We start from the raw sequence: 26,970 nt of genomic DNA on the forward strand, positions 1-26,970 counted from the left end.
ACGGCCTGACGAGTGCTGAATTTTTTTCAGCATTGAGTGACTTCCGCGTTATTGCTCACGCTCGCCCCGGAGGACAAGCTGAGTCATCGGTTACTTACACACCGACCCAATAAAAACAATTCGAGGGAATCCTCCATGCTTCTTCAAGGCAAAGTCGCAATCATTACCGGTGCCGCATCTGCCCGTGGCATTGGCCGCGCTACCGCCAGCACATTTGCGCAACACGGCGCTCGCGTGGTCATCCTCGATCTGGATGCATCCGCAGCACGTGACGCCGCCGCAGCACTGGGCGAAGGTCATCTGGGCCTGGCGGCCAACGTGGCCGACGAAGCGCAGGTTAAGCAAGCCGTCGCCGCCATCATCGAGCACTTCGGGCGCATCGATATTCTCGTCAACAACGCCGGCATCACCCAGCCACTGAAGACTCTGGATATTCGCCCATCGGACTACGACAAGGTGCTGGACGTCAGCCTGCGCGGCACTTTGCTCATGTCCCAGGCGGTGATTCCGCTGATGCGCCAACAGTCTTCCGGCAGCATCGTCTGCATGTCGTCGGTGTCGGCCCAGCGCGGCGGCGGCATCTTCGGTGGCCCGCATTACAGCGCGGCCAAGGCCGGTGTGCTGGGGCTGGGCAAGGCCATGGCGCGGGAATTGGGGCCGGACAATATCCGCGTCAACTCCATCGCCCCGGGCCTGATTCACACCGACATCACCGGCGGCCTGATGCAGGATGACCGCCGCCACGCCATCATCGAAGGCATTCCGCTCGGGCGCCTGGGTCAAGCGCAGGACGTCGCCAACGCCGCGCTGTTTCTGGCCAGCGACCTGTCCGCCTATCTGACCGGCATCACCCTCGATGTGAACGGCGGCATGCTGATTCACTGAGTAACTCTGGGCGGGCCTGCGTGGCCCGTGCGGTTCTGGATCGATGACGCAGCCGGGCCTGATGGCCTGGCGGTCAATAAAAACAAGAGATCAGACCATCATGACTACCCTGTCGCTCGAAGCGGTTTCGACCGTGCGATCTTCTGCCTATCGCAAAACGGCCTGGCGGCTGATGCCGTTCCTGATGCTGTGCTACCTGTGCGCCTATCTGGACCGGGTCAACGTCGGTTTCGCCAAGCTGCAAATGATGAACGATCTGGCCCTCAGCGAAACGGTCTACGGACTGGGCGCGGGGGTGTTTTTCATCGGCTATTTCCTTTGCGAAGTGCCTAGCAACATCATCCTGCACAAGGTCGGCGCACGGGTGTGGATTGCGCGGATCATGATCACCTGGGGCATCGTCTCGGCGCTGTTCGCCTTCGTCGAAACCGCCTGGCAGTTCTACGCGCTGCGCTTTCTGCTGGGGATTGCCGAAGCCGGTCTGGCGCCGGGCCTGCTGCTCTACCTGACCTACTGGTTTCCGTCCTATCGGCGGGCGCGCATGACCGTGTTGTGGTTTATCGCCATTCCGCTGTCGGGCATGGTCGGTGGCCCGCTGTCGGGCTGGATCATGAACCACTTTGCCGGTGTGCACGGCTGGGCCGGCTGGCAATGGATGTTCGTTCTCGAGGCGGTGCCCACCGTGGTCGTCGGCCTGCTGGTGCTGAGTTATCTGAAGGACGGCGTGCATCAGGCGACCTGGCTCAATGACGAGGAAAAAGCGCTGATCACTCGCGAGCTCGCCGAAGACGACCAGCAAAAAGTCACCCACGCCTCGGTCGGCGAGTTCATTCGCGACCGGCGCTTGTGGCTGCTGGCGGCGATCTACTTCTGTGTGGTCATGGGCCAATATGCGATCACCTTCTGGCTGCCGACACTGGTACGTAATGCAGGGGTTTCCGACCCGCTGCACATCGGTTTCCTGACTAGCCTGCCCTATCTGTGCGCCATCGCCGCCATGCTCTTGGTCGGCCGCAGTGGCGACAAACATCGCGAGCGCCGCTGGCACCTGATCGTGCCGATGATCGCCGGTGCGATCGGCTTGAGCCTGGCAGCAATGATGGGCGGCAATCCGACCTTGTCGATCCTCAGCCTGTGCCTGGCCGCCTCCGGCATTCTGTCCGCCACCTCGCTGTTCTGGATGCTGCCCACCACGCTGCTTGGCGGGGTGTCTGCGGCCGCCGGCATCGCCGCGGTCAACAGCTTCGCCAACCTCGCCGGGTTCTGCTCGCCTTATCTGATCGGCTGGATCACCACCCTGACCGGTTCCAGTGCCATCGGCATGTACCTGATTACCGGCGTGCTGTTCCTCGGCGCGAGCCTGGTTCTGCGTATTCCTGCCGCTTTGGTCAATCGTTGAGTCAACGGAGTTTCATCATGACGACTAATCTTGCAAACGCTGCATCGCTGAGCCTGACCCAGCGCGCGCACAACATTCGCCGCCATGCACTGCGCATGGGCCAGGTTCAGGGCCAGGGCTATGTAGGCCAGGCCCTCGGCGCGGCTGACCTGCTGGCGGTGTCTTACTTTCATGCGATGAATCATCGCCCAGCAGATCCCGCGTGGGAGCAGCGCGATCGCTTCTATCTCTCCATCGGCCACTACGCCATCGCGCTGTACGCAGCGCTGATCGAAGCCGAGATCATTCCGCTCGACGAGCTGGAAACCTACGGTTCGGATGACAGCCGCCTGCCGATGTCGGGCATGGCCGCCTACACCCCGGGGATGGAAATCACCGGCGGCTCGCTGGGTCAGGGCCTGGGTATCGCGGTCGGTGCCTGCCTGGGCCTCAAGCGCAAAGGCTCGTCATCTTTCGTTTACAACCTGCTGTCCGATGGCGAACTCAATGAAGGCTCGACCTGGGAAGCGGTGATGTCGGCTTCGCACTGGCAGCTCGACAATCTGATCGCCATCGTCGACGTCAACAACCAGCAGGCCGACGGTTACTCCAGCGAGATTCTCTCGTTCGAACCCATCGTCGATCGCTGGCAAGCCTTTGGCTGGTTCACCCAGCGCGTCGACGGCAATGACCTCGACGCCCTGGTCGCTGCATTCGATGCCGCGCGCAATCAACCCGGCGGGCAACCGCGCGTGATCATCTGCGACACGAAAATGGGCAAAGGCGTGCCGTTTCTGGAGAACCGGGAAAAGAACCACTTCATTCGCGTCGAAGAACACGAATGGGACCTGGCACTGAGCAACCTTGAAGAAGGAAAAGACCAATGAGCAACGCCGCCAACACTGCGCCTTCGACTGCTACTGGCGCGCCGGTGAAAAAGCGCCTGACCACCTCGGCGATGATTGCCTCGATTGCCTCCGAGGGCCAGGCGACTCGCTCGGCACCGTTCGGCCATGCGCTCGCAGCGCTGGCAGACCAGCGCGCGGACATCGTCGGTCTCTCGGCTGACCTGTCCAAGTACACCGACCTGCACATTTTCGCCAAGGCGCATCCGGAGCGTTTCTATCAAATGGGCATGGCCGAACAGTTGCTGATGAGCGCTGCGGCGGGCATGGCGCGTGAGGGTTTCGTACCCTTCGCCACCACCTACGCGGTGTTCGCATCGCGCCGTGCTTACGACTTCATCTGCATGGCCATCGCCGAGGAAAATCTCAACGTCAAAATCGTCTGCGGGCTGCCCGGCCTCACCACGGGTTACGGGCCGAGCCACCAGGCCACCGATGACCTGGCTATTTTCCGCGCCATGCCCAATCTGATGATTGTCGACCCGTGCGACGCGCTGGAAATCGAACAGGCCGTGCCGGCCATCGCCGCTCACCAAGGCCCGGTCTATATGCGTTTGCTGCGCGGCAATGTGCCGTTGGTGCTGGACGAGTACGGTTATAAATTCGAGATCGGCAAGGCCAAGACCCTGCGCACGGGCAACGACGTGCTGATCATCTCCACCGGGCTGATGACCATGCGCTCACTGGAGGCGGCCAAGCAATTGCAGGCCGACGGCATTGATGTGGCCGTGCTGCACGTGCCGACCATCAAGCCGCTGGATGAACAAACCATTCTCGCCGAAGCGCGCAAATCCGGGCGTCTGGTGGTCACAGCCGAGAACAGCTCGATCATCGGCGGTTTGGGTGAGGCGGTTGCCGGTTTGTTGTTGCGCAATGGCGTGACGCCCACCTTCAGGCAGATCGCGTTGCCCGACGCCTTCCTTGACGCCGGCGCCCTGCCGACGCTGCATGATCGCTACGGCATCTCGACGCCGGCCGTTTGCGCGCAGATCAAAGCCTGGCTGTAACTCCACCGTGGGCGGCGCTTCGATCAGAGGCGCTCGTTCATTCGAAAACAGGAGGCAGAACGTGAAAGCACATGAACTGCTGGATCCCGACTTCAAAAGCTTTTTAACCCCCGGCGCAGAAGCCTGGACGTTGGAAACGCTGCCCGCGATCAGGGAGCGTGTTCACGCGACATTCAAATCCCGAGAACAAGCGCGCGGTGAAAGCCAATGGATAAAGTCCCAGGACGGTGAGGATTTGCGCCTGTGTCTTTACCGGCCCGCCGCCGCAGCACCGGACGGTAATTTTGCGGTGATCCTGTACATCCACGGTGGAGGTTTCGTCCTCGGTTGCCCCGAAATGGCCGATGACTATCTGGCTAACCTCGCCGAAGCACTTCAGGCGATCATCGTCGCCGTCGATTACCGTCTCGCGCCAGAGCCCCCCTTCCCTGTTCCTCTGGAGGATTGTTACACCGCCCTCGGCTGGGTTTTCGCCCACCAGCAAACGCTCAATATTGACGCCGACAAAGTAATCGTCATGGGCCACAGTGCCGGCGCCGGGCTGGCAGCAGCGCTGGCCATTGTGGCGCGGGATCGCGGCGAACATCCCATCGCCAGTCAGGTGCTGGTTTATCCGATGCTCGATTACCGTTCGGGCAGCGCAGCCTCGCCTCAGCAGAACAGCACGACCGGCGTGATTGGCTGGCCAGCGCAAGCCAACCAGTTCTGCTGGGATTGCCTGCGCGCTGACCAAGCGCTGGATGATCTGCCAATCGGCTGGTTTTCGCCGGCCCTGCAGGACGATCTGCGTGACTTGCCACCGACGTTTCTGGCCGTCGGGGCGCTGGATCTGTTTCTGGAAGAGGACGTGGCATTTGCCCTGCGTCTGTCCCGCGCCGGGGTTGCCGTCGAACTGCATGTCTACCCTGGGGCGCCGCATATGTTTGATCAGTGCCCCGGCAGTGTTAGCGATCAGTCTGCGCTGGATATCGTCCGATCACTTCGGCGATCGATAGCTAGCGCATTAACTGCTGAGGGATAGAAAGAACAGCTGAAACGGTACAACGGGATTTCTTATACAAAGCCTTTCCCCCCTCCCACGCTTATTGATTAATACCTTCGCAGACAGGCAACTGCGGAGTGTGGCCTGCGCTTTGAGAAATTCAATATCGCTTAGCCATCACCCTCGGCGATTCCGCCCGGACCTTTTCCAGCGTCCCTTTGGATAATGTCGAAAACGACACATTTTGTTGCATCCAAAAAGCGCTTGGATCCAACGTCCCGACAAACGGTAACGACCTGAATAGATCAGATTTTCAAATAGATAAACGTGGGCAAATGGCCCATCCATACGCTCGTCAAAAATCAGGCAGCCCCATCTGACACTCCCTATCTATGGTTTTAAAACCACCCGTGGACGTCCGCCCCACCCATTTACAGGGAGTAGTAATGGACAACATCGTCATTGCCGACAAAGCCAATTCTCAGCTCACTGCCCAGAACTGGGGCAATGTTCAGCTCAGTCAGCCTTCAGTTGTACAAATGCCGGTTCGGCCCGATCAATTGGCGTCGACCAGTCGCAGCGGTCAGGATTTGATCGTCAATCTGAAGTCCGGCGAGCAAATCAAAATCTCCAATTTCTTTGTCACCAGCCCTGACGGCGTGCCCAATGACATTGTCTTTCAGGGTGACGACGCGACGCTGTGGCAGGCGCGCTACAGCGCCGAGCCGTTCAATGGCTTTACCTTTGACGAAATCAATTCGCTGGACGAGCTGATCGCTGGCGTCGGAGTGGTGGATGGTGCGACGCCGGCCTGGGCGATTGCCGGGCTTGGCCTGTTGGGCGCGGGTGGTGCGGCAGCCGCTGCCGGCGGAAGTGGGGGCGGCGGCGGTGGCGGTGGCGGTGGTGGTGGCGGTGGAGACGCGACGCCTCCGGCGCCCGCGACCGGATTAACCTTGTCGGCCGATGGCCGGGTGCTGAGTGGTTTTGGCGAAGCTGGCAGTGTCGTTCAGATACGCGATGCAGCCGGCAACCTTTTGGGTTCCGGAACCGTTGGCGTCGATGGCAGTTTCCAGGTCGACCTGGGTACGCCGCAGAACAATGGTCAGCCGCTCGACGTCACGCTCACCGACCCTGCGGGCAACGTTTCGACACCCGGTACGGTCACTGCGCCGGATACCACCGCGCCCACCGCGCCTGGCAACCTCGCTGTGAGCGCCGATGGCACGCAACTCGGCGGCACCGGTGAAGTCGGCTCGACCATCCAGGTGCGCGCCGCCGATGGCAGCCTGCTCGGCAGCGCCGTGGTTGCGGCCGATGGCACCTTCAGCGTCGTCCTCAGCCCCGCGCAAACCGGCGGTCAGCCGCTGACAGTGAATGCCACCGATGCCGCAGGCAACACCTCGACCGGCGCAACGGTCAGCGCGCCGGAGATCGTCGAACCGACGACGCCAGGCAATCTTGGTTTGAGCAGCGACGGCAGCCAACTGACCGGCACCGCCCGGGCCGGCACCACGATCGAAGTCCGTGCCGCCAACGGCGAATTGCTCGGGCGTGCGGCGGTGGCTGCTGACGGCACTTTCCTGCTGACGCTGACTCGTGCACAGGCCAACGGTGAAACCTTCAGTGTCGTGGCAGTCAACAGCGCCGGTGCGCAATCGCCGGCCATCACCTTCAATGCGCCGGACATCACCGGCCCCGCCGCTGCGACGGATCTGGCCGTGAGCAGCGATGGCCTCTCGGTCACCGGCCGTGGCGAACCCGGCAGCACAGTCGGCGTCACCAATGCCCAAGGCACACTGCTGGGGACAGCTCTGGTCGCCGCCGATGGCTCGTTCACTGTGCAACTCAACGCCGCGCAAATCGATGGTGAGGCGCTGAGCGTGCAGGTCACCGACGCCGCTGGCAACCCTTCGCCAGCAGCGACCGTTATCGCTATAGATCTCGATGGCCTGACTCAACCCAGCGACATCGCGGTGAGCATCGATGGCACGCAGTTGAGTGGGCGCGGCCAGGTCGGTTCGACCGTAACGGTGCGCGACGCCAACGGCAATGTGCTCGGCACGGCCGTGGTGGCGGCGGACGGCACGTTCAGCCTGCAACTGAGCAGTCCACAGAACAACGGCGAAACACTGCAGATCAGTGCCAGCGACGCCGCTGGCAACACCTCCGCGCCGCTGAGCTACGTCACACCTGACACCCAAGGGCCGACGGCCGTCTCCGATCTCGCGCTCGACGCTCAGGGGCAGACGCTCACCGGTAAGGGTGAGTTGGGTGCGTCAGTCACCGTGCGCGATCCGGCCGGCAATATCATCGGCACCGGCACGGTGGGTGCCGACGGTAATTTTACCGTTCCACTTTCCACACCACAGACCGATGCGCAACAACTGCAAGTGATCCAGACCGATGCGGACGGCAATCCTTCGGCGCCGGTCAACGTGATCGCACCCGATCTGACCACGCCGGTTGCCGTGACCGATATAAGCATTTCCGCCAATGGCGCCGTGGTCTCCGGCGCGGGTCAGATCGGTGCGACCGTTACTGTCGCTGACACCAATGGGACCGTGCTGGGAACAGCTGTCGTCGGCAGCAACGGCCGGTTCGAAGTCACCCTGTCCTCGCCACAAACCAATGGCCAGAACCTCAGCGTCGTGCAGACCGATGGCTCGCCGTCGGGCTCGCTGGCAGTTCCAGTTGAAGCGCCGGATATCCAGGCCCCAACGGCTCCTTCGGATCTGACGCTGAATGCAGGTGGCACTGAACTGAGCGGCACCGGCGAACCCGGTGCCACCGTGTCGGTCAAGGATTCGGCCGGCAATGTGTTGGGCACCGCGATCGTCGACGGCAGCGGCGCCTTTACAGTGCCGCTGAACAGCCCGCAGATCGAAGGCCAGCAACTGCAAGTCAGCCAATCCGATGGCGTGAACGTTTCTCCCAGCACACCACTGACGGCGACGGACACCACCGCGCCGCTGGCGCCGGACAATGTCGTGCTCGCCAGTAACGGCGTGACCTTGACCGGCACCGGGCAAGCGGGCAGCACCGTAACCGTCAGCGCGCCCGACGGCACGGTGCTCGGCACTACGGTGGTCGCCAGCGACGGCAATTTCAGCGTCAACCTGAGCCCGGCTCAGCTCGACGGTCAGGTGCTGAACGTGATCCAGACCGACGCGAGCGCCCTGCCCTCGCCGGCCACGCCGGTCACCGCACCGGACATCACCGCCCCGCCTGCACCGACCGGGCTGGTCGTCGATCCTTCGGGTGCCACCGTCACCGGTACCACGCAACCCAATAACACGGTGCAGGTGCTGGATGCCGACGGCAACGTCATCGGCACCGCGACCGCTGACGGCACGGGCGCCTTCACGGTCAACCTCGACACGGCTCAGACCAATGGCGAAGCCTTGCAAGTCGTGGTGTCGGACGGCGCCAACAGTTCGCTGCCAGGCAGCGTTGCCGCGCCGGACAGCACCCCGCCGGCAGCGGTCAGCGATCTCGCGCTCAACCCGGCCGGCACGCAGGTCTCTGGCCTTGCCGAACCGGGCACCACGGTCACCGTCAGCATTGCCGGCGGTGGCGCTGTGCTGGGCACCGCGACGGCCGATGCGGATGGCCGCTTTGTCGTGACCCTCAGCCCACCGGCCGAGCCTGGCGGCAATCTGGAAGTCATCAGCACGGATGGCGGCGGCAATGATTCGCCCGTCGTGCCGCTGGCAGGACTGGACGGTACCCAGGTCGCGACCCCGACCGATCTGGCCTTGAGTGCCGATGGTTTCACCCTGACTGGCGCCGGTACGCCCGGTTGCACCGTGACGGTGACCAGCAGCAGCGGCGCTGTGCTCGGCTCAGGTCTGATCAACAGCTTCGGCCGCTTCACCCTGTTGCTCAGCAGCAAACAGATCAACGCGCAAGTCCTCCAGGTGACGGCCACCAGTCCCGACGGTGACGTGTCGATTCCGGGCACGGTGACGGCGGTCGATGGCACGGCGCCGGACGCTGTGACCAATCTGGCGCTGAACACCAACGGCACGACACTCACTGGACGCGGAGAGGCCGGGGCGACGGTCACTGTCACCGACGCCACAGGTACCGTGCTCGGTACTGCACTGGTCGCCAGCAACGGCACGTTCAGCCTGACGCTGACGCCGGCACAACTTAATGGCCAGGCGCTTACCGCGATCCAGAGCGACGCCGCTGGCAACCTGTCGCAACCTGCCGGCATCATTGCCAGCGATCTGCAACCGCCAGCCGCAGCGATTGGCGTTACGATCAATGACGTCGGCACCGTGGTCAAAGGCCAGGGCGAAGCCGGCAGCACCGTGACCGTGCGCGATGCCGCCGGTAACGTGTTGGCCACCGGCGTAGTCGATCAGAGCGGCAACTTCCAGGTCACCTTGCCCAATGCGCAGAACACCGGCGAAACCCTGCAGGTCACTCTGACCGACGCCAATGGCAACGCCTCGACTTCCACTGGCGTGATCACCGTCGATGGCACCCCGCCCGCCGCTGTGCAGAATCCACTGATCAGCGCCGATGGCAGCACCCTCAGCGGCACTGGTGAGGCTGGCGCAACAATCAATGTCACCACCGCCAACGGCACCTTGCTCGGCAGTGCCGTGGTTGGCGCGGACGGCGCCTTCAGCGTGACCCTGGCGCCCGCGCCGACCAACGGCGAGGCGCTGGCGATCAGCCAGACCGACCCTGCCGGCAATGTCTCGCCGTCGACCAGCGTCAATGCGCCCGACATCAGCCCACCAGCTGCACTGACCCAAGTCGCGGTGAATGCTGACGGTGTCACCGTCACTGGTCATGGCGAACCGGGCGCAACGGTGTCCGTGCGCAGCGCCGACGGCACCTTGCTCGGCACCGCGCAGGTCGGCAGTGGCGGCGCGTTCACGGTCACCCTCAACGCAGCACAACTGAATGCCGAAGTGCTGACCGTCACTCAGGAAGATCCGCCGGGCAATGTCTCGACGGCGGTTGAAGTGGTTGCGGTGGATCTGACTGCGCCGGCGATCCCGAGCGGCTTGACCTTGAATGCAGCAGGCGTGCAACTGGCCGGTAACGCCGAGGCCGGCAGTACGGTGACCGTACGCGACAGCCAGGGCAATCTTCTCGGTACCACCACGGCGGCCGCAAACGGCACTTTCCAGATTACCCTCAACAGCCCGCAAACCAACGGCCAGTCGCTGAACGTGACGGCCACCGATGCGGCAGGCAATCCGTCATCCCCGGCAATCGTCAATGCCGTCGATAGCACGGCACCGTTGGTAGCGAGCGATCTGGCGGTGAGCGCCAATGGTGCCACCCTGACCGGCATTGGTGAGGTCGGCGCCAGCGTGGAAGTTCGCGATGCCGGCGGTGTTTTGCTGGGTACTGCGACCGTTGCCAGCAATGGCAATTTCAGCGTCACGTTGTCCCCGGCGGCGGTGGCTGGATCGAATCTTTCCGTGGTGCAGATCGATGCTGCCGGCAACACCGGACCGGCGGCGCCGGTGACTGCACCGGGCAATCTGGCGGAAAGTGCACCGACCAATCTGGCCCTCAGCGCCGACGGTCTGACCCTCACCGGCTCGGCCACCGCCGGCAGCACCGTGAGCATTCGCAATGCCTCGGGCGTGTTGCTCGGCAGCGCGCTGGTGTCGGCCAATGGCACTTTCAGCGTCACCCTCAACGCCGCGCAACTCAACGGCGAACAGCTGTCTGCCGTGGCAACCTCGAGCACCGGCATTAATTCGTCGCCGACCGACTACACCGCTGCCGATATCGCCGCGCCAACACCGCTGAGTGAACTAAGCCTGGCACCGAATGGCACGGCCCTGACCGGGCGCGGTGAAGCCGGCGCCACCGTGACCGTGCTCGGCACCGGCGGAACGGTTCTCGGCAGCGCGGTGGTGGCGGCCAACGGCACCTTCAGCGTCACCCTCAGCCCGGCACAGACCTCTGGCCAGACTTTGAGCCTGAGCCAGGCCGACGCCGCCGGCAACGAATCCAACAGCGTCAACCTGATCGCCCCGGATCTGATCGCGCCCAATGCGCCGGCGGCGCTGGTGGCAAGTGCTGACGGCACCTTGCTGTCGGGTACCGGTGAGGCCGGCACCACGGTCAACGTGTACAACGCCGCCGGAGCGCTGGTCGGGACAGGCACCGTGAGCATCGACGGCACGTTTGCGATCACCCTGACCACGCCGCAAGCCAATGGCCAGGCGCTGACCGTGTCGCTGACGGATGCGGCGGGCAACACCTCGACAGCCACGCCGTTCACTTCGGTCGACAGCACACCGCCAGCGGCCGTTTCGCAACTGAGCATCGGCGGCGACGGCGCAAGCCTGACCGGGCGCGGCGAACCCGGCGCGCAAGTCCGGGTCATCGACAGCGACGGCAACGTGCTTGGCACCGCCGTGGTCAGCGCGACCGGTACCTTCACCCTGCCACTGAACCCAGCGTTGACCAACGCCGAAGTGATCACCGTGGTCCAGGCCGACGCAGCGGGCAACGACTCGCCGGCAGTGAACCTGACCACACCGGACTTCACCCCGCCTGATCCACTGGACAACGTCGATATCAACTCGTCCGGCGCGTTGGTCATCGGTACTGGCGAACCCGGCGCGACCGTGACCGTGCGCGATGCCAATGGCACCTTGCTCGGCACCAGCGTGGTACTCGGCGACGGCACCTTCAGCGTCACCCTCAATCCGCCGCAGATCAATGAACAGATTCTCAGCGTGCAGCAGGCTGATCCACCCGGCAACGTCAGCGCGCCGGTGTCGATCACCGCACCGGATCTGACCCCGCCAGCGACGCCGGCCGATCTGCAACTGAATGCCGATGGCGGTCTGCTCACCGGTACCGGCGAAGTCGGCGCCATTGTCCGCGTGACGTCGGCCGATGGCACCGAACTGGGCACCGGCACCGTGGGCAGCGATGGTCGTTTCGAGGTCACGGTGATCCCAACACAGACCAATGGCCAAGCGCTGTTCGTAGTGTTGGCGGATGCGGCCGGAAATGCCTCGCCTGCCGGCACCCTGACCGCGCCGGACAGCACGCCTCCTGCCGCACTGACCGATGTCGAGATCGACGCCAGCGGCAGCCTGATCACCGGCTCCGGTGCGGCTGGCTCGCAGGTGGTCGTCACCAACGCGGTGGGCACCATCGTCGGCACTGGCACGGTGCAGGCCGACGGCAGCTTCAGCGTGACGCTCGACCAGCCGCTGCTAAATGGTGAAGCCTTATCGGTGATCCAGCGTGATGCGGCGGGCAACCCTTCGCCGATCGTGCCCGTCACTGCGCCGGACATCACCCTGCCCGCTGCGCCCACCGACCTCGTTCTCACCCCTGATGGCCTGACACTGACCGGTACCGGTGAAGCCGGCGCTACGGTGCGCGTGCTCAGCGCGACTGGCACGGTACTGGGCTCGGCAACCGTGACCGGCAATGGCTCGTTCAGCGTGACCCTCAACCCGCCGCAAGTGAACGGTGAGCTGTTGAGCGTCAATCAGACCGATCTGGCATCTAACACATCGCCGGCAGCGCCCGTGCAAGCGGGCGATATCACCGATCCATTGGAGGTGGCCGACCTCAACGTCAGCCAGGACGGCTTGACCGTGACCGGTACCGGCGAGCCCGGCGCGACCGTCACCGTGCGTGACGGCACGGTGGTGCTCGGTACAGCGACCGTGGCGGCAGATGGCAGTTTCAGCGTCACGTTGTCGGCTGCGCAACTCGATGGCCGCGCACTGTCGGTCGTGCAGGCCGACGCACAAAACAACCAGTCCGAGCCCGTTCTGGTCGACGCGCCGGACAGCACTGCACCGATCGCACCAACGGTGACATCGCTGACCGGCGCCGGCACCTTGCTCGCCGGGACCGCCGAAGCCGGCAGCACCGTGACTGTGCTGTCCGCCACCGGCACCGTGCTTGGCACAGCGGTGGCATTGGGCGACGGCACCTACACCGTCACGCTGAATCCGGCCCAGGCCAACGGTCAGTTGTTGTCGGTGATCGCGACGGACGAAGCGCAAAACGCATCGCCAGTGCTGCTCTACCCGGCGGCTGATACTACCGCTCCAGATGCCGTCACCGGTCTGACCATCAGCGGCGATCTGAGCCAGCTCGCCGGTCGTGGCGAAGCCGGTGCCAGTATCGAGGTGACCGATGCGCTGGGCAACATTGTCGGCAGCGGCACAGTGGCCGCCAACGGCACATTCCTGATCGATCTGGCCCCGGGCATCACCACCGGCCAAGTGCTGACAGTGAATCAAACAGACGTCGCGACTAACGTGTCCGCAGACGCCGACCTGACTGTTCCGGCAGTGCCAGCCCCGGCTGCGCCGGACAATCTTGTGCTGACAGCCGACGGCGTGACGCTGACCGGCACGGCGGCGATCGGCACCACCATCAATGTCTACGCGCCGGACAACAGCCTGATCGGCACCGGCGTCACCGGCGGGGATGGCACGTTCAGCGTGGTGCTGACGCCTGCGCAAACCAACGGCGAAAGCCTGGAAGTCACCGCCAACACTGCGCTGGGGGGTGCCTCGCTGCCGACTGAAATCACCGCAGGTGACACCTCGGCGCCGGCGCCACTCAGCGATCTGGCGGTCAACGCCAACGGCACACTGGTCACCGGTCGCGGCGAAGTCGGCGCGTCGGTGACCATCACCGGCGCGGGCGGCGTGGTGCTGGGCAATGCGACGGTCGGCGCCAATGGCACTTTCAGCGCGCAGCTCAATACCCCGCAGGTCAACGGTCAGGTGCTCAATGCGACACAGACCGATGCGTCCAACAACAGCTCATCCGGGCTTAACGTAACTGCGCCCGATATCACTCCTCCGGCGGCTCCGACGGCGCTGGTACTCAGCGGTGCCGGTCTGGTCCTCGGCGGGCTCGGTGAAGCCGGCGCCACCGTCACTGTTCGCGGTGCGGGTGGCGCGGTGCTGGGCACGGCGACGGTGGCGGGCAATGGCTCGTTCTCGGTGACCTTGTCATCGGCGCAACTCAACGGCCAACAGTTGAGCGTCACGCAGAGTGATGCGGCGGGCAACGTTTCGCCGGTTACCAACCTCAGCGTCGCCGATACCACCGCGCCAGCGCCGCTGAGCAATGTCAGCCTGAACGGCACCGGCCTGGCGGTCAGCGGCACCGGTGAAGCCGGCGCGACCGTCAGCGTGACCAACGCAGCCGGCACCGTCCTCGGCACCGCCGTGGTCAATGCCGGCGGCACCTTCACCGTACAACTGTCCAGCGCGCAACTGAACGGCCAACAGCTCAACGTCCAACAGGCCGACCCGACGGGCAATCTGTCGCCGGTCTTCGATCTGACGGCCCCTGACGTGCAGGCGCCGATTGCAGCCAGCGGTCTGACGCTCGCTGCCAACGGTCTGACTTTGAGCGGTACGGGCGAAGCCGGTGCGACGGTCAACGTCTACGGCCCGGGCGGCGCGCTGATTGGCACTACCACCGTGGGCAGTGGCGGCACGTTCAGCTTCAACCTGAACACCGCACAACTCGACGGGCAGCTGTTGACCGTGCGTCTGGTCGACCCGGCCGGCAACCTGTCGCCCAACGCCAGCCTGACAGCGCCGGATATTACCGCACCCGGCGCGCCGACCGGCGTCAGCGTCAATGGCAGCGGCACCGTGCTCACTGGCGTCGGCGTGCCCGGTTCGACCATCAGCGTACTCGGCGCCGGCGGTGTGGTGCTCGGCACCGCGACCGTTGCCGCCAACGGCAGCTTTTCGGTAGTACTGGCATCGGCGCAGATCAACAGCCAGGTGCTCAGCGTCACCCAGGCCGATCCGAGCGGCAACGTATCGGCTGCGGCGACTGCGACGGCGCCAGACCTGACACCGCCCGCTGCGGCCACGGCGCTGCTGGTCGGTGCCGATGGCCTGAGCGTCACCGGTACCGGCGAAGCCGGCGCAACCGTGACCATCAAGTCGGCCAGCGGCGCCGTTCTCGGCACCGGCACGGTCAACAACCTCGGCGTGTTTACCGTCACCCTGAGCAGTGCGCAGATCAACGGCGAAAACCTCACCGTCAACCTCAGCGACGCACGCGGCAACGTTTCGGTGGCCGCCAACGTCATTGCGCCGGACGTCGACGTCAACGCGCCAGTGATCGCCAGCGATAACCTCGCCGTCGGCACCGTCACCCTGGCCCCCGTCACCGCCTCGCAGACCTTCAACGACTCGTTCACCACGCTGCTGGCCGGATTCTCGAAAACCTTCACTTTCACCGTCGCCGGCGGCACGCGTCTTGATCCGACCCTGACGCTGACCACCAGCAGTCTGATTTCGCTGATCGATGGCGTGGTCTACACGCTGCAAGTCAAGGATGCCAGCGGCAACTGGGTGACTCTGGATGTCAATGGCAGCGGCGGCCTGCTCGACCTGATCGCGCTCGCCGGCCAGGGTGTGCGGGTCGACATCGGTAACTTGCTGTCAGGCGATTATCGACTGACGGTTTCGAGCACCGGCATCGGCGTGCTGACCACGGTCAATACCCAGCTGCAACTGGATGTCAGCAGCCTGACCCAGTTCAACGGCATTGCCGGGCCAGCGGTGACCGGCAACGTCATCACCAACGTCGGCGTCGATGGCACGGCCGATCAGACCGGCCCGGACAACGGCGCGCAGTTGCAGATCTTCAAGAACGGCGCCTGGGTCAGCGCCGGTGCCGGCACCACGGTGCAAGGGTTGTACGGCACGCTGACCATCGACGCCAACGGCAACTACAGCTACAAACCGAACGGCAGTGTTGGCAGCGTCGGCAAGGTCGACGTGTTCAATTACCAACTGGTGCACCCGAACGGTTTGAGCGACACCGCCAATCTGTATGTGCGCATCGACAGCCCGCAAGCCAGCGAAGTGTGGAACGACGCGAACCTTGGCAGCCCGGCGCTGGTGGTGGATGCCACAGCGGACATCGCCTCGACTGACGTCACCCTGATCAACCGTGAAGTCACCACCAACTCAGCCCTCGGCACCTTCAATGTGCTGCTGGGCGGCGGCAGCGGTAACTACAACACGGTGGTCGCGGCCGATACCGTCAGTGACCTGACCGTGGTGGTCAATTCGAGCAACCTGTTGGCGCTGCTCGGTTCGATGACGGTGGGCCTGTACAAACTCAACACGGCGACCAACCAGTACGTGCTGGTCAAGAGTTACGGCGGTAACGCCTTGGTCAATCTCGGCGGCGGCAACTACGGGATCAAGTTCGACGACCAGACCGCCGGCAGTTATCAGGTGCGGGTGGCCGTGGGCGGCCTCGGCCTGCTGACCAGCGTCAACACCAGCCTGATCAACGTCGCGACCTACAACAATCAGTTCGTGGTCGGCAGCTACACGCCGGTATCGGGCAATCTGCTCACCGACACCGCTGGCGGCGGCGCCGATGTGTTGGGCTCGGTCTATACCTTGCTCAGCGTGCTGGTCGCTGGGAGTTACGTCGCGCCGGGTTACAACGGCGTCTCGCTGGTCGGCAACTACGGCACCCTGGTGGTCCAGGCCAACGGCAACTACACCTACACGCTCAAGGCCGGCCTGACCGATGCGGTGATCGGCCAGGAAGACACCTTCACTTACCAACTCACCCACCCCAACGGCACCGTGGATACCGCGACGCTGACCATCGACCTGAACAATGCCGGCGCATTCGCCAGCACCGCGTTCTCGGCACTGGCCAGCGATGACCTCGGTCTGGCCCATGCCACTGGCAGTGACTTGATCCAGGGCACCGAGGGCAACGACACCCTCGACGGCTCGCACGGTGGCGCCGTGACCCTGCAAGGTGGCGGTGGCGACGACACGCTGATCATCGCCGATCAGCAGTTCACCTCGGTGGATGGCGGCAGCGGCACCGACACCCTGCTCTGGGCCGGTGGCGACGTGTCGATCAACCTCGGCGATCTGCAGAGCAAGATCCACAACGTCGAGATCCTCGATCTCAACCATTCCAGTGCGGTTGCGCTGACACTGAATCTCAGCGATCTGCTGGCGATCACGTCCTCGGACAACAACACCCTGCTGATCAAGGGTGACGACAGGGACAGCGTGCACATGACCGATGGCTGGGTCGCCGATGGCACGCAACAGGCCGACGGCATCGACTATGTTCAATACACGGCACAGGAGGATCCGAGCCACCACTTGTGGGTACAGAACGGCATTCAAGTGGTTTGAAACAAGACATCAAACGTTGGTCTCTCAACAGTAAGGGAAGTCTGTGGAGTCAGTTTTTCGCCAGAAATGGCCGGTGGTCCTGTTGACCATCGGCCTCTACCCCGCTTTCACCGTCGACGTTCGCGCCGACGACAATCTCGACAGCAGCTTGCGCAGCATCAGCCCGTCGCAACTGCAACAACCGGCAGGCAATGACAATCGTCAGCGCCCTGCCCCTGCTTCAAAAACGGCCGCCAACGCAGATACTTTGGGGCTGGAACAAGCGGTCAGGCTCGCCGTGGACTGGCACCCACGCATCGGCGAAGCCATCGGCACCCTGTTCCAGCAAGGCGAAGGCGTCAACGTCGCCGAATCCGGCTATTACCCGCAGGTCACCGGCGGCATCAAGGGTGGCTACACCAGCGGTTACGGCAGCGATGCCGGCAGCCAATCGGTGAACATTTCCCTCAAGCAGATGCTGTATGACTTCGGCAAGGTTTCCAGTTCGGTCGACGCCGCCCGCGCCCGGGTGGCGCGCAGTCAGGCCGGGATTCTGCTGGCGATCGACGACATCGCCCGCGACACCGCCAGGGCCTACATCGAGGTGCAGCGTTATCAGCGTCTGCTTGAGGTTGCGCGCGAGCAGATTCAGGGCATCGGCGGCATCGTCGACCTGGCCAAGCAACGCAGCGACATGGGCGCCAGCACCCGTTCCGATATGGTCCAGGCACAGTCCCGGGCCGAAGGCGCGACGGCCACATTGCAGGAATTCAAGGCGCAATACGCGCGCTGGCAAGCAACGCTGACCAGCTTGCTTGGACGGCGCACGCCGCCGGCAGTCAGCGACGCCGCCGCGCCGACGTTGACTCAGGCCTGCGACGCCTCGCATATCTCCGACACCCTGCCCGCCGTCCTCCAGGCCGCCGCGCAACGCACTCAGGCCCAGGCCGAGCTGGCCCAGGCCAAAGCCGAGGCCTATCCGACCCTGTCGCTGCAACCCTCGGTCAACCAATACCTGGACGACCACTACGACGATCAAAACTCGCGGGCCGATCGCACTCAGGTCGGGATCTTCCTCAACCTCGAAGTGCCGATCTATCAGGGCGGTGCGATCAGTGCGCGCAGCCGCGCCGCCGGGCATGCGCTGACCGCAGCGGATTCGGCCGAAGACTTCGCCCGCCTGCAAGCGCGCCAGGGTCTGGCCGAAGCCCAGGCGCAAACCTCGGGCCTGAACCGGCGGCTGCGCTCGCTGGAATTTCGCCAGACCAGCATCACCGAGGCGCGCATGTTGTATGGCCGCCAGTACCTGGAACTGGGCACGCGGCCGCTGCTCGACCTGCTCAACGCCGAGCAGGAAATCCATCAGTCGCGCTTTGATCTGGTCAACACCCAGGCTGATCTGCAACGCCTGCAGATCGACTGCTTCTACAACAGCGGTGCGATTCGCCGGGTCTTCGGCATCGACCACAGCGCCATCCAGAATGTCGAGATCCTGCCATGACCGATGCCAGCATCACTGTTCCCGAACCCGCTGCTGCCGAAGCTCGCGAAGATTATTCACCGTGGCTGGAAGCGGTGTTGAAGGTCGCCCGTCACTATCGCCTCGACGTCTCGCCGGAAAGCGTGCGCCTGGCCTCGGTGCACAGCGAAGGCCGCGTCGAAGAAGTGGTTCGGCACATGGCGCGTCAGGCCGGTTTGAGCGTGAAATTCGCGGTATTCGACAGCAAGAGCCTGAGCCGCTGGCGCACGCCGCTGGTGGTGCAACTGCGTGATGGTCAGGTCGGCGTGCTCGAAAGCATCGGTGAGACCGGAGAGCTGGGCATCTGCTTCAGTGGCGATCAAGGTTTGCAAAGTCGCATGGAGGCTGGCGCGCTCGCCGAACAGGCATTGCGCACGGTGATTCTGCGTCCGACGCAACCGGTGGCGGACGTGCGCACCAACGATTACATCAAGCCCTACGACGAGCACTGGTTCCGGCGCATCGTCCTCACCGATCTGCGGCCCTACAGCCAAGTGATGATCGCCTCACTGGTCGCGAATCTGCTGGGCATGGCCGGGGTGCTGTTTTCCATGCAGGTGTACGACCGGGTGATTCCGGCCGAGTCGCTGCCGACCCTGTACGTGTTGTTCGGCGGGGTGATGCTGGCGCTGCTGTTCGATTTCGTCATGCGCATTCTGCGTCTGCGCATCACCGATGTGCTGGGCAAGCGCGCCGATTTGCGCGTCTCCGATCTGGTCTTCGGCCACGCTTTGCGCCTGCGCAATTCCGCACGGCCGAAATCCACCGGTTCGTTCATTTCGCAATTGCGCGAGCTGGAGCAGATCCGCGACCTGATCACCTCCAGCACCGCCACGGCACTGGCGGACATGCCGTTTTTCCTGCTGTTCCTGCTGGTGTTCTATTTGATCGGCGGGCCACTGGTGCTGATTCCACTGGTGGCGCTGGTGTTCATGTTGCTCCCCGGGATCATCGTGCAACCGCGTCTGGCGCGACTGGCCAATGCCTCAATGCGTGAAGCTGCGCTGCGCAACGCCATGCTGGTAGAAAGTATTCAGGGCCTCGACGACATCAAGGCATTGCAGGCCGAGCAGCGTTTCCAGCAACAGTGGAACCAGTACAACGCCGCCTCGGCGGACAGCAGCCTGCGCCTGCGCACCTTGACCAACAGCCTGGTGGCGTGGACGCAGAACGTGCAAGGCGGAGTGTTCGCAGTGGTCATCGTGTTCGGCGCGCCGATGGTGATTGCCGGCGACCTGACCACCGGCAGTCTGGTCGCGGCGTCGATTCTGTCGTCGCGGATGATGGGGCCGATGGCGCAACTGACCCACGTGCTCACCCGATGGCAGCAGGCCAAGGTCGCGCTCGAAGGCTTGAACCGGATCATGCAGATGCCGGTGGATCATCCCGAGGGCAGCCAGCGCGTGCACCTGCCGGCGATTCGCGGCGACTACCGCATGCGTCAGGCCAGTTTTCGCTACAGCGAGGAATCGACCCCGGCGCTCAACAACATCGACCTGAGCATTCGGCCCGGCGAGCGCATCGCCCTGCTCGGCCGCAACGGTGCTGGCAAGTCGACGTTGCTGCAAGCACTGGGCGGCGCGATGGATCTGAGCAGCGGTGAAACCACTCTGGACGGCATCGCCCTGGCACATCTGGATCCGGCCGATCTGCGCCGCGACGTCGGCCTGCTGTCGCAACAGGCGCGACTGTTTCATGGCACCTTGCGCGACAACATCACCCTTGGCGCCGGTCAGGCCAGCGATCAGGAAATCATCGCCGCGCTGAATGTCACTGGCGCGCTGGACTTTGTTCGGCAGCTGCCCAAAGGCATGGATCACCTGGTGCTTGAGGGCGGCCTGGGTTTGTCCGGAGGTCAGCGTCAAAGCCTGTTGCTGTCACGCTTGTTGATCCGTCAGCCACAAGTGCTGTTGCTCGACGAACCGACGGCCGCGCTGGATGACGTCACCGAGCGTCTGCTGCTGGAAAAACTCGCGAGCTGGACCCAGGGCCGAACGCTGGTGGTTGCCACGCATCGGGTCAGTGTGTTGCAACTGGTCGAGCGGATCATCGTTCTCGACAATGGACGCATCGTCATTGACGACCACCGCGACGCGGCATTGGCGCGGCTGCGCGCACCGGGCAAAGGAGTGGCGGTATGAAGCCGATGATGACCGATGTGCCGGACCCGATGTCCTACCTCGACGGCCGCGATGAGCGTGCGCTTGCCGGTGGCGCAAAGGTGATCTGGGGGTGCGCGCTGATGCTCGCCTGCTTCATTGCCTGGGCGGCGTGGTTTGAAATCGTCGAGGTCTCGACCGGCACCGGCAAAGTGGTGCCGAGCTCGCGCGAGCAAGTGATTCAGTCGATGGAGGGCGGCATTCTCGAGCAGCTCAATGTCAGCGAAGGCGCATTGGTCGAGCGCGGGCAGATCCTCGCGCAACTGGACCCGGTAAAAAACCAGTCCAACGTCGGCGAAAGCGCGGCCAAGTACCGCGCGGCGCTGGCCAGCGTCAACCGCTTGCAAGCCGAAGTCAGCGAAAAGCCGCTGACCTTCGACGCATCGCTGCAGGAATTTCCCGATCTGATCCGCGCCGAAACCGAGCTCTACCAGACCCGGCGCAAAGGTCTGGCGGAAACCCTAGACGGTATTCAGAGCTCGCTGAAACTGGTGCGCAGCGAACTGGCGATCACTGAAAACCTGGCGAAGATCGGCGCCTCGAGCCGGGTCGAAGTGCTGCGCCTGACCCGTCAACGCTCGGAGCTGGAATTGAAGGCCACCGAAGCCCGCTCCGATTACATGGTCCGCGCCCGCGAAGACCTGGCCAAGGCCAACGCCGAAGCGCAGATGCTCGAAGCGGTGATCCGTGGGCGCACCGATTCACTGTCGCGCCTGACCCTGCGCTCGCCGGTGCGCGGCATCGTCAAGGACATCGAGGTCAGCACGATTGGCGGCGTCATTGCGCCCAACGGCCAGGTCATGCAGATCGTACCGCTGGATGAACAACTGCTGATCGAGACGCGTATCTCGCCGCGCGACATCGCCTTCATTCACCCGGGCCAGGCGGCGAAAGTGAAAATCACCGCCTATGACTATTCGATCTACGGCAGCCTCGACGGCGAGGTGGTGACGATCTCGCCGGACACCATCCAGGACGAAGCCAAGCCGGAAATCTTCTATTACCGCGTGTTCATCCGTACCGCTTCGGATGAACTGCGCAACAAGGCCGGGAAACGCTTCGCCATTGTGCCCGGGATGATCGCCACGGTGGACATCCGTACCGGCGAAAAAACCGTGCTGGACTATCTGATCAAACCGCTCAACCGCGCCCGCGAAGCGTTGCGCGAACGCTGATCAGCGGCTGGCGAGTTTGGTCGCTGGTGGCGCTGTCGGGGTGATGCTGGCCTGATAGCGCGACCACTCGCGATTGATCTCCGCGTACGGCAGGAAAATGCTCACGCGCGGTTGATCGAGCAAGTCCTTGCGCTTGAGGCGGCTGACATCATCGCGGGTGAGAAACGCCACGTTGATGCCAACCACTTTGCCATCGGCGGAGAACACCGGCCCGCCGGACATGCCTTTGGCCAGCGCGCCATTATGGGTGCCGTAAAGCACGTTGCCCTCTTTGACGTCGAGGCGAACCATCGCCGGCAACGCCTGGCCGGTGCCTTTGACAGACATGTACAGCGAATTGAAGCCCACCGAAGTCAGCTCCTCGCCCGGCTTGTAGCCGCGCCACGCCGGCACGCTATTGGCCTTGTGACGGAAGAACTGCACATCTGCCTGCCCCTGGAAAACCGTGCCCGACAAGTAAGGAATGTGCTTCACCGTCACGGCGAAGTCTTCATTCCATTGCACAGCCGAACCCATCAGCACGTACGGCAAAGGCGCGCCGGAGTGAACGACAAAGGCTTGGTCTAAAACAGGATCCTGAACAAAAGCGACTGGCATTCCATTGCACCCGCTGAGCAGCAACGACGCTGCAACAAGTGACTTGAGGGGGCGCATTTTCGGTACATCTTGAAGTGAGGAAAGGTGCTGCAATATGTCATTGCGCCATCACTTTGGGCAATAGGCTCAGCCTACCGCTTGTCGGCGTGCGATATAGTGGGTCAATGATTGGATCCAAGCAATTTTCCGGCAATACGCGCAATCAACAGCGAATGAACGCAAATGATCGCGATTGTCTTCAACCAGGTCGATTGATCCCATGCTGACGAAGCTTGCGGTACAGCGTATTGCGGCTAATCCCCAGACGACGGGCAACTCGCGCGACATGCCAGTGTTCAGCTTCGATCATGCTGAGCAGAGTTTGCCGTTCGGATACGCCCAGTGGATCGTCAACAGGTTGGTCGTCACTTGCGGGCAGTAACTCGTGCACGTCCTCCAGCGTGACCCGGCCTTCCACTGCCAACGCCACCAACGTCCGCAAACAGGTGCGCAGTTGCCGGACGTTGCCCGGCCAGGGCTGCGCCAGCAAGCGCTCTCGAACTCCCGCTTGCAGCCGCACAGTGGCGCCCGCCGCTTCTTCGCGCAGCAGCAGGTCGAGCAGACGGCCCTTGTCGGAACGCTCGCGCAGCGGCGGCAGTTCCACAGCGAAACCGCCAATGCGATAGAACAGGTCCTCGCGCAGGCGTCCGTCGGCCACGCAGGCTGGCAGATTCTGGTGACTGGCGCTGATCAGGCGTACATCAAGCGGTCGCGGCGTTGCGCTGCCCAGCGGCACGACCTGGCGCTCTTCGAGCACCCGCAGCAGACGGGTCTGTAGCGCGAGGGGCATGTCGCCGATTTCGTCGAGAAACAGAATGCCGCCATGGGCCTGCTCAAGCTTGCCGACCATGCCGTCCTTGCGCGCGCCAGTGAAGCTGCCGCCGCGATAGCCGAACAGCTCGCTTTCAATCAGCGTCTCGGGGATCGCCGCGCAGTTGATCGCGACAAACGGCTGGCCGGCGCGGGAGCTGGCGCGATGCAGCGCTGCCGCAAAGGCCTCCTTGCCGGTGCCGGTTTCACCTTGCAGAAACACTGGCACGTCGCGCTCCAGTACACGGAGTGCGCGGGCGAATCCGCGTTGCAGGCGCGGGTCTTCCAGGCATACGCGCTCATCCTTGATTGCCGGGACAGGTGCAAGCGTCAACGGCGCGGAGCGGATCGGTTCGCGCAACTGGCCGTAGAACAAGCGCCCGTCGGCCAGGCGCATCGGCCAGCAGACGTGCGTCTGAGCACTGGCCTGATCGAGCAACTGCTCCATCGGCGTTTCCAGCAACATGGTCAACGACTGCCCGACCATCTGCTCGCGGCTCAGGCCCAACAGATCCAGCGCCGCCGCATTCACCGAACAGATCCGCGCACTCTCGTCGAAGCTGAGCAGGCCTTCACCCAGCAGCCCGACAAACCCGGCATCGGGATGAAACCGCAGCAAATAGCGTTGCGGATCGTGGCCAAGGAAAAAACAGCTCTCGATCAACCTGGCCGACAGATTGGTCAGGGCCATGGCCTTGAAGCGTTGCTCAAGGCTGCTGTCCTCGCGCACGGAGGAAAGGTTGAGCACCGCGAGCAACTCACCGCTGGCGTCGAATATCGGGCTGGCCGAACAGGTCAGGCCGACGTGCTGGCCACGGAAATGCTCGTCGCGGCGAATGGTCACGTGCTGGCGCTCGACCAGGCAGGTGCCGACACCGTTGGTGCCCTCGTGCTCCTCGCTCCAGACCGAGCCGAGCCACAGCCCGGAGCGCTGGAACTCGCCGCGTTCGGCTTCGTTGAACACGCTGTCGATCGCCACGCCGCGCGCATCGGTGAGCAGCACGACATGGCCGTCACGTCCCAGTTGCTGGTGCAGGCTGTTCATCTGCCAGTGCGCCACGGAAATGATGTGTTCCAGCGGCGCACGGTGTTCGCGCAAACGCGCCTGTTCGAGCACGTCCGGCGCGCGGCGGCTGGCCGGATCAAGCTGGTATTGATCCAGGCAGCGCCGCCACGAACGGGTGATCGCCAGGTCTGCCGCCGCGCTGTGGCTGGCAACAGAGCCCTGCACGGCTTGCAGTACCTGGCGCGCGTGGGCGTTGATCGAGGCCGGTTTCATTGTTGTTGTTCTCCGCTTCGGTGAAGACACGGGTGTGTCCGCAGCTTAGATGAAAAGCTCGTTGCGGGGGAATTTCGCGCCGAGTGACACAGTGTCATCCGCGATTCTCGAATTTGTGACATGTCGCCTGCGCCAAGCCTTGTCGGCCTTTGCATCAAACGCTCTGGCCCGCGCCTTTCAATGAGATGGCCCAAGCCTTGCTCTGATGCCATGGCTTACCAAAACAACAAGATCGGGAGTGGCCCCATGAACATCGCTATTGAAACCCCTTTGCAATCGCCAACAGCGCAACTTGCGGCCTGGGTCGAACGCCTCGGCGAACGTCTGGCGCAACGAGATGTGGACGGCACGCTGGAGCTGTTTGCCGAAGAATGCCACTGGCGTGACTTGCTGCTGTTCAGCTGGAACCTCGTCACCCTGGAAGGCAAACCGGCGATTCGCGACATGCTCGAAACACGCCTTGAGCAGACCCGGCCCGAACGCTGGCAACTCGAAGGTGAAGCCACGCTCACCGATGGCGTGCTTGAAGGCTGGATGAGTCTGGAAACCGACACTGCGCGCGGCAAAGGCTACGTGCGCCTGAAGGACGGTCTGTGCTGGACGCTGCTGACCACCATGCGCGAACTCAAAGGCTTCGAAGAACCCAGCGGCCGCCGCCGGCCGATGGGCGCGAGCCACGGCCATGCCCACGCTGACAAGCGCAACTGGCTGGAGCGCCGCCGCGATGAAGAAGCGGCGCTGGGCATCACCACGCAACCGTACTGCCTGATCGTCGGCGGCGGTCAGGGCGGGCTCGGCCTCGGCGCAAGGCTCAAACGCATGGGCGTACCGACGCTGATCATCGACAAAGCCGAACGCCCCGGCGATCAATGGCGCGGCCGCTACAAGTCGCTGTGCCTGCACGACCCGGTCTGGTACGACCACATGCCCTACCTGCCCTTCCCCGACCACTGGCCGGTGTTCACCCCGAAAGACCAGATCGGCGACTGGCTGGAGATGTACACCAAGGTCATGGAACTCAACTACTGGCCGCGCACTGAATGCCTCGGCGCTACGTTTGACGAAGAGACTGGCCGCTGGACCGTGGAGGTCCTGCGCAACGGCGAGCCCGTCACCCTGCAACCGACGCAACTGATCCTCGCCACCGGCATGTCTGGCGTACCGAATGTGCCGGTGTATCCAGGCGCCGAAAACTTCCAGGGCCAGCAACATCACTCCAGCCGTCACCCCGGCGGCGATGCGTGGAAAGGCAAGCGCGCAGTGGTCATCGGCGCGAACAATTCAGCCCACGACATCTGCGCCGATCTGGTGGAAAACGGCGCCGAGGTGACCATGGTGCAACGTTCGAGCACGCACATCGTGCGTTCGGACAGCCTGATGGAACTGGTTTTCGGCGGGCTTTATTCCGAAGAGGCGCTCGAGTCGGGGCTGACCACGGACAAGGCCGACCTGCTGTTCGCCTCGATTCCGTACAAGGTCATGCCACAGTTTCATCGGCCGATCTTCGACGCGATCAAGGAGCGCGACAAGGACTTCTATGAACGCCTGAGCCGGGCGGGTTTCATGCTCGATTTCGGCGATGACGAATCGGGTTTGTTCATGAAATACGTACGCCGTGGCTCGGGTTACTACATCGACGTCGGCGCCTCGGAACTGATCGCCAACGGCACGATCAAGCTCAAGAGCGCGCCGGGCCTCGGTGTCGAACGCATCGAAGCGGATGCGGTGGTGCTCACCGATGGCAGCCGCTTGCCGGCCGATCTCATCGTTTATGCGACAGGTTATGGCTCGATGAACGGCTGGGCCGCGAAGCTGATTTCTCAGCAAGTCGCCGACAAGGTCGGACGCTGCTGGGGCCTGGGTTCCGGCACCACCAACGACCCCGGCCCGTATGAAGGTGAACTGCGCAACATGTGGAAGCCGACCCAGCAGCAGAACCTCTGGTTCCACGGCGGCAACCTGCATCAGTCACGGCACTATTCGCTGTATCTGGCGTTGCAGTTGAAAGCCCGTTTCGAAGGCCTCGATACCGATGTTTATCGCCTTGCAGAGCGGCATCATCTGGGCTGATTCCTCA

General features: G+C 63.5%; 12 protein-coding genes. 10 read left to right on the forward strand and 2 right to left on the reverse strand.

Features of this window, described 5'->3' with window-relative positions:
• Nucleotides 1-135: 135 nt before the first annotated feature.
• The 9 genes from V8J63_RS04415 to V8J63_RS04455 all read left to right on the forward strand — a co-directional run bounded on the left by V8J63_RS04415 (nucleotide 136) and on the right by V8J63_RS04455 (nucleotide 22,168).
• Nucleotides 136-885, forward strand: coding sequence for an SDR family NAD(P)-dependent oxidoreductase (locus tag V8J63_RS04415; RefSeq protein ID WP_336463643.1), 750 nt, complete (start codon nucleotides 136-138; stop codon nucleotides 883-885).
• 100 nt (nucleotides 886-985) lie between these two features.
• Nucleotides 986-2,284: an MFS transporter gene (locus tag V8J63_RS04420; protein ID WP_123442684.1), complete on the forward strand. Its 1,299-nt coding sequence runs from the start codon at nucleotides 986-988 to the stop codon at nucleotides 2,282-2,284.
• A gap of 17 nt (nucleotides 2,285-2,301) precedes the next feature.
• Nucleotides 2,302-3,150 (forward strand): transketolase, encoded by an 849-nt coding sequence (locus V8J63_RS04425; RefSeq protein WP_336463644.1) that lies wholly within the window; start codon nucleotides 2,302-2,304, stop codon nucleotides 3,148-3,150.
• Complete coding sequence (locus tag V8J63_RS04430; RefSeq protein WP_071171997.1) at nucleotides 3,147-4,175, forward strand: transketolase family protein; 1,029 nt, start codon at nucleotides 3,147-3,149, stop codon at nucleotides 4,173-4,175. The genes V8J63_RS04425 and V8J63_RS04430 overlap by 4 nt, the downstream gene beginning before the upstream one ends.
• Before the next feature lie 61 nt (nucleotides 4,176-4,236).
• Entirely contained in the window at nucleotides 4,237-5,196 is a 960-nt protein-coding gene (locus V8J63_RS04435; RefSeq protein ID WP_336463719.1) for an alpha/beta hydrolase, read from the forward strand.
• 407 nt (nucleotides 5,197-5,603) lie between these two features.
• Nucleotides 5,604-17,336: a BapA/Bap/LapF family large adhesin gene (locus V8J63_RS04440; RefSeq protein WP_336463645.1), complete on the forward strand. Its 11,733-nt coding sequence runs from the start codon at nucleotides 5,604-5,606 to the stop codon at nucleotides 17,334-17,336.
• A gap of 43 nt (nucleotides 17,337-17,379) precedes the next feature.
• Nucleotides 17,380-18,816, forward strand: a complete 1,437-nt coding sequence (locus tag V8J63_RS04445; protein WP_442963511.1) for a TolC family outer membrane protein — start codon at nucleotides 17,380-17,382, stop codon at nucleotides 18,814-18,816.
• Nucleotides 18,813-20,975 carry a type I secretion system permease/ATPase gene (locus tag V8J63_RS04450; RefSeq protein WP_130927569.1) on the forward strand — a complete coding sequence of 721 codons (2,163 nt, stop codon included), beginning with the start codon at nucleotides 18,813-18,815 and terminating at the stop codon, nucleotides 20,973-20,975. The genes V8J63_RS04445 and V8J63_RS04450 overlap by 4 nt, the downstream gene beginning before the upstream one ends.
• A 5-nt stretch (nucleotides 20,976-20,980) precedes the next feature.
• Nucleotides 20,981-22,168 carry an HlyD family type I secretion periplasmic adaptor subunit gene (locus V8J63_RS04455; RefSeq protein WP_370593533.1) on the forward strand — a complete coding sequence of 396 codons (1,188 nt, stop codon included), beginning with the start codon at nucleotides 20,981-20,983 and terminating at the stop codon, nucleotides 22,166-22,168.
• On the opposite strand, the gene V8J63_RS04460 is transcribed toward V8J63_RS04455, so the two are convergent.
• Together V8J63_RS04460 and V8J63_RS04465 are read right to left on the reverse strand one after the other, a co-directional pair.
• Nucleotides 22,169-22,765, reverse strand: a complete 597-nt coding sequence (locus tag V8J63_RS04460; RefSeq protein WP_122750270.1) for a trypsin-like peptidase domain-containing protein — start codon at nucleotides 22,763-22,765, stop codon at nucleotides 22,169-22,171.
• Between the two features lie 238 nt (nucleotides 22,766-23,003).
• A complete protein-coding gene (locus V8J63_RS04465) occupies nucleotides 23,004-24,893 on the reverse strand; it encodes a sigma-54-dependent Fis family transcriptional regulator (RefSeq protein ID WP_336463646.1) in 1,890 nt (629 codons plus the stop codon).
• Between the two features lie 246 nt (nucleotides 24,894-25,139).
• Here V8J63_RS04465 and V8J63_RS04470 point away from each other — a divergent pair, with 246 nt between their 5' ends.
• Complete coding sequence (locus V8J63_RS04470; protein WP_336463647.1) at nucleotides 25,140-26,963, forward strand: NAD(P)/FAD-dependent oxidoreductase; 1,824 nt, start codon at nucleotides 25,140-25,142, stop codon at nucleotides 26,961-26,963.
• Nucleotides 26,964-26,970: the final 7 nt, after the last annotated feature.

The organism is Pseudomonas sp. CCNWLW23, assembly GCF_037095675.1.
In the GTDB taxonomy this organism is placed as follows: Bacteria; Pseudomonadota; Gammaproteobacteria; order Pseudomonadales; family Pseudomonadaceae; genus Aquipseudomonas; species Aquipseudomonas atacamensis.